The organism is Acidiferrobacter thiooxydans, assembly GCF_003333315.1.
GTDB lineage: Bacteria > Pseudomonadota > Gammaproteobacteria > Acidiferrobacterales > Acidiferrobacteraceae > Acidiferrobacter > Acidiferrobacter thiooxydans.
Window position 1 is genome coordinate 174,240 of the sequence record NZ_PSYR01000002.1, and the last position, 15,251, is coordinate 189,490.

The 15,251-nt window shown below is 66.6% G+C and carries 9 protein-coding genes; 3 read left to right on the forward strand and 6 right to left on the reverse strand.

What is annotated here, in order from left to right:
• Positions 1-25 precede the first annotated feature (25 nt).
• From C4900_RS07960 to C4900_RS07980, 5 genes are all read right to left on the reverse strand, one after another.
• Entirely contained in the window at positions 26-1,990 is a 1,965-nt protein-coding gene (locus tag C4900_RS07960) for a tetratricopeptide repeat protein (protein ID WP_114282918.1), read from the reverse strand.
• Positions 1,987-2,847: a hypothetical protein gene (locus C4900_RS07965; protein WP_065971158.1), complete on the reverse strand. Its 861-nt coding sequence runs from the start codon at positions 2,845-2,847 to the stop codon at positions 1,987-1,989. Before C4900_RS07965 ends, C4900_RS07960 begins: the two co-directional genes overlap by 4 nt.
• A complete protein-coding gene (locus C4900_RS07970; protein WP_114282919.1) occupies positions 2,819-5,632 on the reverse strand; it encodes a bifunctional glycoside hydrolase 114/ polysaccharide deacetylase family protein in 2,814 nt (937 codons plus the stop codon). The genes C4900_RS07965 and C4900_RS07970 overlap by 29 nt, the downstream gene beginning before the upstream one ends.
• A gap of 380 nt (positions 5,633-6,012) precedes the next feature.
• Entirely contained in the window at positions 6,013-7,197 is a 1,185-nt protein-coding gene (locus tag C4900_RS07975; RefSeq protein WP_065971154.1) for a glycosyltransferase family 9 protein, read from the reverse strand.
• Positions 7,197-8,456 carry a hypothetical protein gene (locus C4900_RS07980; protein ID WP_141689311.1) on the reverse strand — a complete coding sequence of 420 codons (1,260 nt, stop codon included), beginning with the start codon at positions 8,454-8,456 and terminating at the stop codon, positions 7,197-7,199. Before C4900_RS07980 ends, C4900_RS07975 begins: the two co-directional genes overlap by 1 nt.
• 278 nt (positions 8,457-8,734) lie before the next feature.
• Between C4900_RS07980 and C4900_RS07985 the strand changes: the two genes are divergently transcribed.
• Complete coding sequence (locus C4900_RS07985; RefSeq protein WP_083995947.1) at positions 8,735-9,235, forward strand: outer membrane beta-barrel protein; 501 nt, start codon at positions 8,735-8,737, stop codon at positions 9,233-9,235.
• A gap of 71 nt (positions 9,236-9,306) precedes the next feature.
• Here the strand turns inward: C4900_RS07985 and C4900_RS07990 are convergent, their stop codons facing one another.
• A complete protein-coding gene (locus tag C4900_RS07990; RefSeq protein WP_114282920.1) occupies positions 9,307-10,062 on the reverse strand; it encodes a sulfite exporter TauE/SafE family protein in 756 nt (251 codons plus the stop codon).
• A gap of 542 nt (positions 10,063-10,604) precedes the next feature.
• Between C4900_RS07990 and C4900_RS07995 the strand changes: the two genes are divergently transcribed.
• Together C4900_RS07995 and htpG are read left to right on the forward strand one after the other, a co-directional pair.
• Positions 10,605-13,235, forward strand: coding sequence for a putative bifunctional diguanylate cyclase/phosphodiesterase (locus C4900_RS07995; protein ID WP_114282921.1), 2,631 nt, complete (start codon positions 10,605-10,607; stop codon positions 13,233-13,235).
• A gap of 69 nt (positions 13,236-13,304) precedes the next feature.
• Positions 13,305-15,176, forward strand: a complete 1,872-nt coding sequence (htpG, locus tag C4900_RS08000; protein ID WP_065970942.1) for a molecular chaperone HtpG — start codon at positions 13,305-13,307, stop codon at positions 15,174-15,176.
• Positions 15,177-15,251 lie beyond the last annotated feature (75 nt).

Below are 15,251 nucleotides of genomic sequence, written 5' to 3' on the forward strand. Positions count from 1 at the left end.
TTACCTATCGATATTCATCGATGCCTCATGCTTTGTTGACAGAAAGATGTGTGTAATAGAAAGCACTGAAACCGGCGCTGCGCAGATACTGGATCTGGGCGCCCAGGCGATCCGATTGGTGCAGCGCGAGATCCCGGTACCGGCGCGCGAGCGCGATATCGGAGCGGCTCTCGCCGAGGCTTGCGAAGGCCGCCGAGATCGCCTGCGCCGGCTCGCCGACAGCGGCCGCGGCATCGACCCGGCTTACGCGCGGCAGGGTGAGATCGTGATGGGCGAGGAGATCGCGTATACGCATGCCGTCGTGTCCGGCGAGCGCCACGGCGAGCGCCGCCCACGGGGGCGCATGACGGCCGCGCGCGGCCGCGTAGTCGGCCGGTGCATAGGCCGCGCGCGCAAGTGCGTAACCGAGCAGGACATCGCGACGCACAGGCGCATGACGGCCGCGACCTTCGGCGGCGAGCAGTGCCATGACCGTCGGGGCGGTAGCGAGATCGACGGCGAGCGCCGCACGTTGGCGCGCCTTATGGCGCATCGGGGGGCTGTCAGGGGTCAGGAGAATGGCAAACGCGCGGCGGCGGACGGCAATGGCCTCGCCGGCGCGGCCGTCCTTGGCGAGACTGTCGGCCAGCGGCAACAAAAACCGTGGATCGTCGGGGTGGCGGCGCACCAGGGCGCGCAGATAGGGGAGCGCAAGACGCGGCTCGTTCAGGGTCAGAAAGCTGAGCGCATAAGGGAGCCACAGGGAGCGGTTGCGATCAATGATTCGCGCCCATGTGAGCAGGGTGGCGGCCAGATGCGGCGCGCGCCCCGTGGCTACGAAAAACCACAGATAGGAGCCGAGGATGGCGGTGTTCTGCGGAAAGCGCCGCAGGGCCTCACGGTATACGTGTTCGGCCCGCAGGTCGCGCCCCTGCACGGCCCAGTAACGGGCCAGTCCAGTCCAATAATAGGGGTTGCCGACAAGCTGCGCCGTATCGTCGGCGCGGATCTGCGCGAAGGCCTCGGTCAGCAAGGCGCGCGAGTGCCGCCGTTCGGCGATGCCCAACATGGCAAAGAAGAACACTGGGGTGTGATAGAGCCGGAAGCCCGTGAGCGCCAGCCGGTAGGCATCGCGCGGGTGGCGGCGCTCCTTCAGCAGCACGAGATGGGCGAGGTCCCCCTGGGTGGCGGTGCCGCGCGCATAGAGGGCCTGCGCAGCTTTACGCGCGGCGGGGAAGTCCTGACGCATCCACGCAAGCTCTCCGAGCGTATGATAGTAGGCGAAGTGGCGGGGCGACACCGTGGCGGCATGGGCGGCGAGCAGGCGGTAGGCGCGGCCGACCTGTCCACGGTCGTAGAAGAGCGACGCCTCGGTCAAGAGCACGCGCGATATCGCCCCATAGCGGCGTGTATAGGCGCGCAACGCGGCGAGTTCGTGGGCCTGCGCACCCAGGCTGTTGTCGAGCGTTATGATGGACCACAGGTAGCGCCGGTGAGGGTCCTTGCGCATCGCCTGCTCGAGCCACGCGATGGCGCGCTGCGGATGTCCCTGGATCTGATAGAGGCGGCTCATCTCCAAGACCAGCGCCGGCGCGCCCGGGTGGCGTGCAAGGCGCAGGCTAAGCAGCTCGGTCAGGCGTGTGAACGCTGACAGCCCGCTCGCCAGCGTCCAGGCGGGCTTTAGGTAGGCAATCTCGCCGTGGCGCGCGAGATAGACCATGGCGCGCAAGGCGGTGCGATCGTGCCCGGTCCATAATGCCGTCCGCGCCAGCCGCCGCCGCCACGCACGCGTATGCGGCCGGCTTGCGACCGCCGCCCGGGCCACGCGGTAGGCGGCATGCACTTGGCCTGCATTCAGGAACACCTTATAGGAGAGCAGGTAGTCGCGCCGGTCGTATGGCTCGTGCGGCTGCCCGCCCACGCTTGCGGCGTAGGCGGCGGGCCATGGCGCGATAGCCGCGGCCAGGGCCGTGCCGAGCACGAGCAGCCGGTGTGCGTATCGCGGAATCATGTCATGCCCAGCAGGCGCCGGGCGTAGCGCGCCGCCACGTGCGGCAGGTTGGCGGCGCGTGAAAGCGCGATCATGCGCCGCAGGATCGCCGGGTCGCGGGCGAGGTGCGCCAAATGATGGCCGCCCTCGGCGACCGCCAGGACTACGTCATTGTGGCTCTGCAAGACCTGCAGGGCCGCCAGAAAATAGCGGGCCTCGGCGGACCGTGTGGCGGCATAGCGTTGGGCCGCGAAATCGAGGCGCGCCGCCTCGCGGGGGTGACCGAGGTCGTCGGCGGCACTGGCCGCCAGGGCATAGAGCGCCGCGCGGTGCACACGGTCGTGGCGGGCGAGGCCGCGATAGATGGCGATCGCCGTGCCCTCGTCATGAATGGCAACGGCCTCCTGGGCCAGCGCGCGCAGCGCCTGCCGTCCGGCGCCGTGACGCAATGGGCCGATGAGCAGGCGCAGGGCATGTTCGTTGCGCGCGCGCTGCGCGCTGCCCTTGGGGTAGCGGTAGTTCATTGCCAGCAGGTCGCGATAGGTGAGCCAGCGCAGGCGCTGTCGATAGGCACGGCTGGCGGCGTGCGGCATGAGCGGCGCCAGCACCCGCAGTGCCGCGAGATCATGCCCGGCGTCGATTTCCCGGCGTGCGAGCAGCAGCATGACGGCATTGCTGTGAGTGTGGCGTGCGGCCGCTTTCACGAAATAAAGGTCGACCGCGGGCGCGTGCGAATGCTGGATGCGCTGCAAAAACGACGCCGGATTAAAAAGCAGCACGAGCGTCAACACGATGCCGAGCGCCAGGCCCGCGACGAGCGCGGGCGGCGCCAGGCGCTCGCGCGCGATGTCAGGGGCAGCGAACCGTGAAGCGACCATGGTGGGCCTCCAGGTGGTAGGTGATCAGGGGTCCGGTGATGCGCCCGTGGATCGGCCGGTGGCCATCCAGGACCCGGCAGCCGCCGGCGTTGGCGAGCCGGAATCGCAGCCCCATGTGGCCATCGAGGGCAAAAGACAGATCCGTACCGTCATAGAAGGCGGTGGTGATCGTGGCGTTGGCGTCGTGTATATAAGGTACGCGCGGCCGGGTAGGCGTGAGCCGGATCCTGACCGGCGCGCCCGCGGATGGCGGGGCGACGTGGATGTAGCGCACGGCGCCATGGCGATCGAAACCGGCAAGGCCCTTGGTGCCGCGCAGGCGCGGGTACCCAAGGCGCACCGGGATGCGCCATTCGCGATCCGCGCCGAAATCACTGACATACCAGCTGTGCGCGCCGCGGGCGATGACCGCATGCCCGAAGTCCACGGCGATGTGGGCAAACTGCGAGGGGAAGATGGCATCGGTGCGTTGCCGCAGGGCCCAGGTGATCACGGTGCGCAACGCGCGCAGACCCGCCACGCGCGCCCCCGAATAGAAATGGTAATAGATGTCCAGGGGTTTCAGGCGCCTTGGGCTATCGGTGAGCTTGAAGGTCTGGATGGCGCGCACATAGCCATAATAATAGGGGCTCGTCCAGCTGTGCGTGTAGACATTCTCGTCTTGCATGGGCGCATACACCTGGAAGTATAGACCCTTGAATATCCCAAGCCCCCGCACCTTCGTGACGAATGGTTCGGCGTCGGTCTCGGTGGCGCCGCCACCGTTCAGATTGAGGACATGGGCGCGATAACTGAGGGCCAGCACGCGGGCATCGGGATCGCAATCCCCGGACCACTGGAGGAGCGATACGCGCTTGCCGGGTGGCGCGATATGGCGATTTATCCAGCGGATGGCCCAGCCGACCTCCTTGTGGGCGCTAAAGCGCGTATAACCTGGGACCGTGAGCGCATAGCCGTAGCGCATGTCGCCCTTATGGCCCATGAGCGCGGGGTCGTGTTCGAGCGCTGGCCAGTTGAAGGGGTGGGAGAAGGTGTGTGAGGCGACCTCCACCCAGGGGAGGGCGGCGATGCGGCGCGCTATGGCGGTAAGGTGCGCGGCGGCCTTGGGGAACAGGCCGTGCGGCGTGAAGTAGGAGACGATGAAGGACGCCGACGTCGGCAGCCGGTACTTGTCTAGGATCTGCTTTAGGATGACCTCGCCCGCGTAGCGGTCGCGATAGCGGTAGATCCAGCTCTTGTTGGCAAAGCCGTCACCGTCGATCTGGGCCATAAGCAGGCGCCGCCCGCTCTCGGTGGTGGTGTCGGGGACCGGCATCGCCGGCAATCGTAAGGCGCGGCGCAGGAACCGGAACGGGTTGAGGATCCAGGCGGCGGGGGCGCGGCCCTTGCGGCCAGGCAGCGCGCCGAGGTAGCTCACGACGTCGGGCGACAACGCGTAGCCGCCCCAGGGGGTGAGGCCGGCGGCGTCCTCGCCCTGCCCGCGCGCGTCTTGCAGCGTGAGAAGCCGCTGGCCGCGACGCAGTGCAAGCGGCAGGAAATTGTTGGGGGCGGCGGCCACGGGACGGGTTTCGAAGCCGATGTATCGCGGATCGCTGAATGTCACGCGGTTGCGTATGAGACCGCGCGGGATGTGGCCCACTGAAAGGCCGAGCGGATGCAGATGTCCGGCGTCGGCCGCGAATCCAAAGCTCCCGAGGATGGCCACTGGCACCCCATCGCGCATCTGCCGGCGCAGAAAGCGATAGACCGCCGCCGCTTGCGGTATATGATCGTTCGCGAACCAGGTGACGATACCGGCGTAGTGCCCCGCCAGGGTGCCATGCGGCAGACCGAAAGCGACATTTTCGATGCGCGTGCTATAGCCCAGATAGTTGAGGGGCATGGCCGCGTACCAGTTGAGAGAGGTGTGCTGGGCATCCTGGGGACCGCTGTAGAGCATGAGGATCTTGCGCGGCATGACATGGATCGTGCCGACGCCGAGTATCGACAGCCGGCCGTTGGTGACATACGGACTGATTCCCAGGGCGGCGATACGCCGGGCGTCGGCGATCGCCTGGCGCCGTTGGCGCGCCGGCAGGTAGTCGATGGCGATGACCGGGAGCCCGAGCCGGCGGGCCGCGAGAAGTTTGCGTAGCAAGCGTCGATGGGTGGCTTTTGGGACCGGCCGGTAGCGCCTGGTCTTTTGGTCCCAGCCGTCGAACAAGGATTCGGCGGCGACCGCCGTGACCAGTGTGTGGATGGCGGGCAACAGGCGAAAGCCGCGGTTTAGGAGAAGCCGCGCCGTGGGATGGGAGGCCTTGATGGCGCGGATCAGGCGGATCAATCCCTGGCGCTGGCGGGCCCGGGCGCCGGCCGTGGTGACCGCTTGGCGATAGGCATCGAGGTCATCGAGAAAAAAGCCCCGATACCCCTGTTTCCAGAGGGGCGTCAGGACATGACGGAGGAAATCCTGCCGGCAGGTCCGGCGCGCCTGGTTCAGGATTGCCGTACCCCACGCCCGGTCCTTGCCGAGAACGCAGCCCGGCGGGATCTTGGTGTACTCGCCCGGGGAGGCTTCGCCCACGCTGGTATAGGCAAATGCGGATCGACCCATTTTATCGAAGCGGCGCGGCGAGAAGTGCGCGTCCGGCTGGACTACGACCCAGTGAAAGGCCTGGAGCGAATGGCGTGGGGGATGGGCACCATAGTAGAGCGCGATGGAGACGAGATGGGCCTTTGACGTCGACGCCCAGGCGAGCGCTATCACCAATATGGCCAGGAGAGGTTTCCAGTCACGTAACGCCATCAGGTCATCGCCACCGCGAAAATGCGATCGTTGCCGCGGCGTGCAGCCGCGAGCACAGTTCGGAGCCCGTACGTGCGCCAGCGCCAGGAGCGGGACGCAAACGCCCACACCCCCGCCGCCGGCTCATGAGCCGGGCATGATTTCCGTGTGTTTCCCTGATGGTTGTCACGAAGGCGCACGGGCCAACCCCGGCCCGCTCTCTACTACGCCCCGGTTGTGTCCATCGTCCGCGCTGTGGTCACCCCTTATCGTTATCGGCGGACGAACGTTCTTCAGGACACGCCCATAGAATCAGTCTACGGCAGGGCTTGATGTTTGTCTATGCCTTGCCGGTAATTCCGGAATGCCGGTGGGACAGCGGCCCGTGGTGGCCACTTGTCCTAATAGGTGCGCGCCGAGGCTATCGGTTCGGACGAGGCCTCGAAGGCTTGAAACGCATCCAATAACGTGCGGGATTGGATGTCATGGAGGCAGTCGGCATGGCCGCTGTTGCCGCAGCCATCGAGTTCGCAGGGTTGGCAGGAGCGGTGCGCGAGAATGAGCGACTGGCGTGTCTGCCAGGGGTGGAAACGATGATGGTCGCCCGGCCCGAAGCATGCGATCACCGGCAGGCCCATGGCCGCGGCAATATGCATGGGGCCGGAATCCGCGCCGACGAAGACGCGCGCGGCCGATGCCAGGGCGGCAAGCTCGGCGAGCGTAAGGGTCCCGGCGAGATCGACCATGCGATCACCGCGACCTTGGGCGAGCGCGTGGGCAAAGGTCTGCTGCCAGGCCTCGTGACCACTGACGATGACCACGGTAAGGCCCCGGTCCTCGCAGTGGTCGAGGAAGTCCCGGCACAGGGACGCCGGCAGGGTTCGGCCTCGTTGTCCGGCAAGTGGCGCAAACAGCACGAAGCCCCGCTGCGGGATATGGCGCGAGGCGAGCAGTGCGTCGATGCGCGCGCGCGCCGCCGGTCCGGGTTCGATCGTCGCGCGCCGCGCTGCGGGGCTCGGGTTCAGGCCTAGGCGGCGCAAGAGATCGAGATGCCATTCGGCGACATGCCGGTGGTTCGGATCGGGGGGCGAGGGCAGGGTATGGGTGAACAGCCGTCGCCACATGAACCGCTTGAGGGGGGAGCCGTGCGTGGCGGGCGACGCGCCGACCGCGTAGGGGATGCCTAGGAGCGCTTTGAGCGCCGGTCCCCACGAGCCGTCGGTGGTATGGGGCGATTGTATGAGCAGGTCATAGTGGCGGGCATGCAGGGCGCGGATCAAGGCCCAGCGCGGTCCGGCGGTACGCCACAGGCCCTTTTTACGCCAATCCCGCTCGACGGTATGGACGGCGGCGATCGCCGGGTTATGCATAAAGAGTTCGGCCAGCGGTCGGTGCACCAGGATATCGATCCGGCTGTCTGGGATCATGTCTTGGAGTGCGCTGATGAGCACCGATGACAGCACGGCATCGCCGAGCAGTTGCGGCATGATGATAAGCACCCGTCGCAGGTGCGATGCGGCTATGGCATCGGACGGCGCGCGGTCGTGGCGTGCCATCACCCCCGGCGGGGTCAGCGCGCCCGCCATCAGACCTCCTCGGACAGCGGCCAGCTGCCTTCCGATGTGCGCTTGAGCGAGACCAGCCGGCGCGCTCCCGCGGGGCCATAGATGCGGTCGGCGGAGGGGTGCGCGGGCACGCGGCCTGCGTGTTCGGGCGCGGACGCATGCGGATCGGGGACACAGGCCTCGGCGCGGCGCAGGGCCTCGTGCCAGTACTCGAGGAAGGGCTCATCGCCGGCGCGTGCGGTACATACCGGGATGGCGCAATCGCTCCAATCAAGCGCCACATCGAAGCGTCCGGCCAGTGACGCGTCCAGGCTGCGCCGCCCGGCCTCGGTCGACAAGGCCTCGATCGGCATCACGACGTCGGCGTGGCGCTGTGACAGGGCGGTGCCGAGCGCGAACACCGCGGCGAACGCGCGCATCGTAAGGTCCGGGTCGCGGATCGCCAGGCGTTCGGCCTCGCGCTGCGCCCGCCCGGCATCGCTGAGCCGCGGGACGGGGTCGAGATCGAGGGCCGCGAGGTAATCAGCGATCCAGGGGTCGCGCCGACTGAGTAGCAGGATGATGAGGGGGCGCGTCACGAAATAGAGGTCGCCGTGGGTCTGGCTACGGCCGAATGCCGAGCGCCATAGACCCAGGCCATCACGGGTCAGGGCGATATGGACACCGGGCATGTGTCGCTTAAACCACGCCGCACGCCCCGTCGACCGACAAAAACCGAACACCGCACGGCGCCCGAGGGACTGCGCATGCGCGACGAGGTCGTTCAGATAGGCCCGCTGGCAGGCCAAGGGTTCATCGTTCACAAAATAATAGGTGTAGGGCAGGGCGTGCTCGAAGCCGCGTACGCCGCCGCCGGGGATCAGCAACGGTTCGAACTCACGATAATAGGGGGCGTCGAGCGGGGGATGGCCAGATGGCCAAGATCTGGCCGTGGCACCGGCCACGGCCGTGGGCGTCAGCGTCTCAAGCGACTCGTGAAACGGTTCATAGAAGGCGAGGTATTGAGGGCACGACCGGAACTTGTTCCAGACATAGGTCGACCCGGCGCGCCATGGGGCATGGATCCAGATGGGGCCCGTGCGCTCGTCGGGCGTGGGGTGACCGGTCGCCGGCGGCATGGAATGTCGGCGGCGCGCCTCCAGCCACGCGATCTCCTGGGTCAAGGCGAGCTGTCGGCGGCCGAGTAGGCGCAGCTTGTGTTTCATGTGCCGCGAACGCCCATGCAGCCCGGCGAGGCGCAGCGCCACGGCCACTCGTCGGCGAATTCGCGACAGTTGCATAATCCCCCTCACGATCCGTCGGCCATGCCGGCAGTTTTGTCGGGAAATGGGCAAGCGGCCGCGTGTGTGAGGCTCTCGATATCCATGTCCATGTTATGGTAGGCACCGCCTTGATGGTGGGTTGTTACCATTTGTGAAGGTTGGGGCCGATAAGTTCCATCGGGAGGCCCACGGAGGCGCTTTCCGGCAACCGGGAGACCGATTAGACTAGCGCGTCCGGCGGGCCAAGCGGGCGCGCTCAATAAGAATATCGAAATACTATCAAAGGAGATGATGATATGAGAAACCGTTTCGTGATGGCAGCTCTCGTGGCCCTGTGCGCCTGTCCGGCTGCGAGCTTCGCGCGCGTCTGGGTGGGTGGTGATGTGGGTGTGACCGGTGGCGCGCTCGCCGGTACCTCCCCGATCGGCGTTTATGGCGGCCTTTCGACACGGTCTTTTCCGGTCGGCCTGGAGCTTGGCTATCAGTTTCTGAGCGCGAACCCCGCCAATATCGGACTGTTCACCGCCAGCGCCTTGTACCGCGCCCCGCTTCCTCGTTTTCGTGGCCTGCACTTCCTGGCGCGCCTGGGTCTCGCCAGCATTCATAGCGACCGTAATGCCTTCATCCGCAACAGCACGCGGCCGATTATAGGGGCGGGCGTCAGTTATCGCGTCATGCGCCGGTGGGATGTGCGTGCGGAATACGATGTGATCATCGATCCCCGTGTAGCCGGGGGCCCGAAACAGAACGCCGACGAATTGTTGGTGGGCATGACCTACCAGTTCCCCATGCGTTGAGGCGTGCGCCACGGGGCGTGGTGTGCGTCCCCGTGGCCTTGGGCGTCCCGTGAGCGGTCCTGACCGCCGGGTCAGACGAGATACTTGACGCCGACTGCCGTAAGTAGCGCGAGCGTGGCCCGCAGGAACATGCGTTGGTTGATGCGCATGTGCAGGTGGTTGCCGAGATAGAGTCCGAGGGCGGCGGCCGGCGCCATGGCGGCGAAGACGACCGTGAGCGGCCATGTGAGCAACCCAAAGCCGATGTAGAGTCCGCCGCGCACGATGTTATCGGTAAGCGCGATGGCCTGAAATGTGGCCCGAAAGGCGCGTTTGTCGAGATGGCGCATCTGCAGATAGGCCACGAGCGGCGGACCTCCTCCCCCGTAGAGGCTGCCGACTATACCCCCGAAGACCCCGAGCGGGAGGGCCCAGGCGCGCGCGATACGCGGCATACGTTCCGGTTTGGCGACGATCGCATAAACGACATAGGCGAGGATGAAGATCCCAAGGAACAGTGTGAGCCTTTGGGCGTGGGTATGGGCGAGGACGAGGGCCCCGATCGCAAGACCCACGAGCGAGCCGGGGATGAGCCATGTGAGCTCCCGCCAGTGCATTTCCCGAAAGTCATAGGCCCCGAGTAGTATCGATCCCAAGAGGTCGAGCAGCAGCACCACCGGGACCACCTCCTTGACCGGGAAGCTCAGGGACAATAACGCCACAGAGATGAGGCCGGACCCGAAACCTATGGTCGCGCGGACATAGAAGGCGGCAAATACCACGGCCTCCAGAAAGACAAATAGCTCTGGCCTGTGCGTAAGGTCGGCAATCGCGAGATGGGCCATCATGGGCTGCGCCACTCCAGGGCCGGGCACCATTCGATCGAGGGCACCTGCGGCGGTTTTGGTCAATAATCGTGTATCCCCCGAGATCCTGCCTGATCGTCGAGGGATGATGGGTGCCATCCGGGTTGGGGCGGTCCCGGCGGGCGCGTGAGGTGCGCCCGATGTCGCCGGCTACGCGTCGATCGTGGTCCTCGGCGTGCAGGCGTGTCCAAGAAGCCGAATGGATTGCGCGCGAATGGTAGTGCATGTCGGGAATGGGAATCAATGGCCGAAGGCCGGGTCGGCCACGGGGTTCGGGTCCTGGTGCCGACTCGGCTATACTCTAAGATAGAAAAATCGGGGGTAGGGAGCCGCATGGGCGGTCCTGTCTGGGCATCTTGGGGCGCTCGTGGCGCGGTCGCCGGGCGTGAGTGATCGTTGGTCGCGCATCGGGCCGGCCGCTTGCGCGCGGGGTGTGCGCCGCCGGACCGCGGACGGCGAAAGCGCAAGCGTTGCCGGACCCGCGGCCCGCGACCGCGCGGCGCGGCCCATGAACACCCTGTCTTATGAGTAACGCAGGTATCGGGCGATCGCGGCGCTGGCGGATTGCGGCGTTTGCCGGGCTCGCCCTGCTCGCGACCCTGGCGGCGGCCGGCTACGCCATCACCTCCTGGACAGGGGCGCGGCACAATGCCTCCCGCGCCCTGCTTAGCGCGACACGGCTTATGGCGACGGCCGTGCGCTGGCGTCTGCGGGACGAACAGGTGGCGCTGGCGTCTCTAGGGCGGGACATCGCCCGTCTGCCACGGCTTGGCCGTGGAGGCGATTATCTCGGCATCGGCCGGCTGGGTCAGCGGTTTATGGCGCACCGGCGGGCGATCATAGCGTTGGCAGTGCTCGGTCCCCATGGGTCGGTATGGTGGCGTGCACCGACCGGGCCGTCCGCCGTTCCCGGGACTAGGGGTACGAGCGGTTGGGCGCGTACCCAATCGGCTGGCGCCTTCCGCGTGGGGCGGCCGCGCACCGGTCAGGGCGTACCGATGTGGCTTGCGGTGCGCGCGGGACCGCGCGTGCGATTCCTGATCTGGGCATTGTGGTCGCCTGGCCGAGGGCGGTCCGGGGGGCTCGGCGCGATGGTCCGCGCCCCGACCGTGGCGGGCCTTTCCTGGGATCCCGGTCCGGTCGTCGCGATCGGCCCGCCGCTGCCGGTGCCATCGGCGGCGATGCGCATCCCGATCGGCGGTCAACGGCCGGCCGGCCGCCTGACCGTCGACCTCGGGGGGCATGGCAACCGCTGGTTGGGTGCTTATCAACGGGTTCCCGGTTATGCGTTTGCGGTCTTTGCCCTGAGGCCGTTAGGCGCGGTATATGCGCGCGGCCGCGAGGCCGCCTATGGGGCCGCGATCTGGCTGTGCGCGGTATGGGCGGCGATCGGAATCGTGTACGTGAGCGTGGTGCGCGGCGAGACGCGGCTGGTTCGCGAACGGATCGCGGTGGAAGGACGATGGTCCGAGGCCAAGATCGAGATCGAGGGGATTGTGCAGTCGCTCGCCGAGGCGGTGTTCGCCACCAATCGCGACGGCCGCATCGAATACCTGAACCGCGCCGCCGAGCGACTCACCGGCTGGACGCAGTCGGCGGTGCACGGACGCGTGCTCCACGATGTCCTGCCCTGTCTCGATGAATATCGGGGCACCCCGTTCGATCCTGTGGCCGAGTGTCTTGCCGGACAGGCGTTGGTGTCGGGTGAGGCACTGGTGTTTCATCGCGACGGCCACGGTGTGGCTGTGGAGTATGGCGCGGCGCCGCGTCATGGTCCCGATGGCCGTCTAGCGGGCGTGGTCTTGTCGCTGCGGGATGCCGCAGAAAAGCGCGTCTTGACCGAGCGTCTGGCCCATCAGGCGACGCACGACCCGTTGACCGAACTTGCCAATCGCCTCCTGTTCCATGAGCGTCTCGAGCGGGCCGTGGCCGAGGTCCGGGCGGGCGGCGGGGCGGTCGCGCTGCTGTTTCTGGATGTGGATGGATTCAAGCGGGTGAACGATACGCTCGGTCATAGCACCGGCGACCGGGTGCTGGTGCTCATAGCGGACCGCTTGCGACGCGTGGTGCGTACCACCGATACCCTCGCGCGCCTCGGGGGGGACGAATTTGCGGTGGTCCTGCCGGGGCTGCGTACCGGTCAGGATGCGCTGCCCGTGGTCCACAAGATCATGGCGGCGTTTCGCGAACCGCTGGTCGTGGCCTTGGGCGAGGTCATGCTCGGGGTCAGTATCGGTATCGCCGTCTACCCGGACGACAGCGGCGACAGTCGGGCGCTCGTGCGTGCCGCCGATGCCGCTATGTATGAGGCCAAGGCCGCGGGCAAAAACGCCTACCGGTTCTTCGGCGGTGGCGACATGAGCCGGCCATCGGATTCTCTGCTGGCGCGGGCCGCGGACCTCCGCCAGGCCTTGGAGCGTGAGGAATTCTCGCTCGTTTATCAGCCGCAGGTGCGGGCCGCGAACCGGCAATTGGTGGCCATGGAGGCGCTGCTGCGATGGACGCACCCGACCGAGGGGGTCAAGTACCCCGGGGAGTTTCTGGCGGCCCTGGAGGAGGCCGGGCTCATGGTCGAGCTCGGTACGTGGGTGCTGCGATCGGCCTGCCGCCAGAACCGGCGATGGCGGGATCTGGGCCTGGGGGCCTTTCCCGTGGCCGTCAACATATCCGGCGATCAGTGCGCGCACGAGGGCCTGGCGGAGATGATCGACACGGTTCTGGAGGAATGCGGCCTGCGTCCCGACGATCTCGTCTTGGAGCTTGCCGAGAAACTGTTTGTCGATGCCGAGGACCCTCTGGCCGAGCGCCTCCTGCGGCTGCAGGAGCGAGGCGTGCGGTTGGTGGTGCAGAATTTCGGGGGCGCGTCCCCGACCCTCGCTTCACTGCGCCGACTGCGGGTCGAGGCCCTCAAGATCGAGGCGGCGTTCGTCGCCGGGATCGGCGACGAACATGACGAGGCGGTGGTGCTCGCCCTCATCGCGCTCGGGAGGGCGCTGAGCCTGAAGGTGATGGCAAGCGGCGTCGAGACCGCCGCCCAGTATCGCTTCCTGACAGAGGCCGCGTGTGATGTCCTGCAGGGGCGCTATATCGCCGCGCCGCTCGATGTCGAGGCCGCGACCGCCTATTTGCGGGCCCATGGGATCACGCGAGGTTGAATTTTTCGGGACATGCCCCCAATGAGCGGGCTGGTATTCCGGCACAGCACCTAGAGGTTACGAGTGGCCATGACGACGACCGAAAAACAGACCCTGGGCTTTCAGACCGAGGTGCGCCAGCTCCTCGACCTCATGATTCATTCGCTCTACAGCGACAAAGACATATTCCTACGCGAGTTGATCTCGAACGCCTCCGACGCCGTCGACAAGCTGCGCTTCGAGGCGCTGCGCGATGAATCGCTTTATGAGGGCGATTCCGACCTCAAGATCCGCGTACAGGTCGACAAGGCCGCGCGCACCATAACCATCGCCGACAACGGCATTGGCATGACGCGTGACGAGGTCATTGAAAACATCGGTACGATCGCAAGTTCCGGGACGCGCCGGTTCTTCGAGAGGCTGACCGGCGACGAGGCCAAGGACGCGCGCCTCATCGGGCAGTTCGGCGTGGGTTTCTATTCGGCGTTCATGGTCGCCGACCGGGTGACGCTGTTGACGCGCCGCGCCGGAACCGCCAGCGCCCAGGGCGTGAGGTGGGAATCGGCGGGCACGGGCGACTATACGGTGGAGACAGTGGAGCGCCCGGAGCGTGGCACCGCGGTGGTCCTGCATGTGCGTGAGGGGGAGGACGAATTCCTCGACGATCACCGCCTGAAGGCAATCATACGCCGCTACTCGGACCATATTACCCTGCCCATCGTCATGCCCGCTGCCGACGGCGCGTCAGAGACCGTCAATAAGGCCGCGGCGCTGTGGGCACGACCGCGCCAGGACATCACCGAGCTCGAATACGACGAATTCTACAAGCACGTGGCGCATGACTTCGAGGCGCCTCTCGCCCACATTCACAGCCGCGTGGAGGGCAAGCAGGAGTACACGGCCTTGCTTTTCGTGCCGCGCCGGGCGCCCTTCGACCTCTTCGACCGCGACCGCCGCTATGGCGTGAAGCTCTATGTGCGGCGGGTCTTTATCATGGACGACGCCGAGCAGCTGCTGCCCAACTATCTGCGCTTCGTGCGCGGTGTGATCGATGCCGCCGACCTGCCCTTGAACGTATCGCGCGAGATCCTGCAAAAGAGTCGCGACATCGACACCATACGGAGCGGCGCGACGCGCAAGGTCCTCGATCTCCTGGCCGAGCTCGCCGAGAAGGAGCCGGAGAAATACCGGACCTTCTGGGCGGAGTTCGGGGTAGTGCTGAAGGAAGGCGTGGTGGAGGATGCGGGCAATCGCGAGCGCATCGCCAAGCTTTTGCGCTTTCAGACCACCGCCGAGTCCGGCGATGGGGTATCGCTCGCCGATTATGTGGCGCGCATGGTCGAGGGTCAGGACAAGATCTATTATGTGACCGCGGAAAGCGCGGCCGCGGCCCGCCATAGCCCGCACCTCGAGATCTTCCGCCGCAAGGGAATCGAGGTGCTGTTGTTGACCGACCGCATCGATGAGTGGCTGGTGACCCATCTTTCGGAGTTCGAAGGCCACGCCCTGCGATCGGTGGCCAAGGGCGATCTCGACCTGAAGGGGGTCGGCCGAGACGAGGATGGCCCCAAGGTGGCGGAGACCGAGGAACCGGAATGGAAGGCGTTGAGCGAGCGTATGGCCAAGGTCCTCGGCGACAAGGTCAAGGAGGTGCGCGTGAGTCACCGGCTCACGGAATCCCCGGCCTGCCTGGTGGCTGGCGAGCACGACCTTGGTATCCACCTCGAGCGGCTTTTGAAGGCCGCGGGACAAAACACCCCCGCCAGCCGCCCGGTGCTTGAGATCAATCCCGGCCACCCGTTGGTCGTGCGCCTACGCAGCGAGTCCTCGGAGCAACGCTTCGCCGACTGGACCATGCTGCTATTCGATCAGGCGATCCTGGCCGAGGGTGGGACGCTGGAGGACGGGGCGGATTTCGTGCATCGCCTGAACGGTTTGTTATTGGGTCTCCAGGGCGCATAATCGAGGCCGCCACGATAGAACCCCGGGTGGGCGCGGACCGCCACCGTGGGGAGGGGTGGCGATGATCAGGGGGGC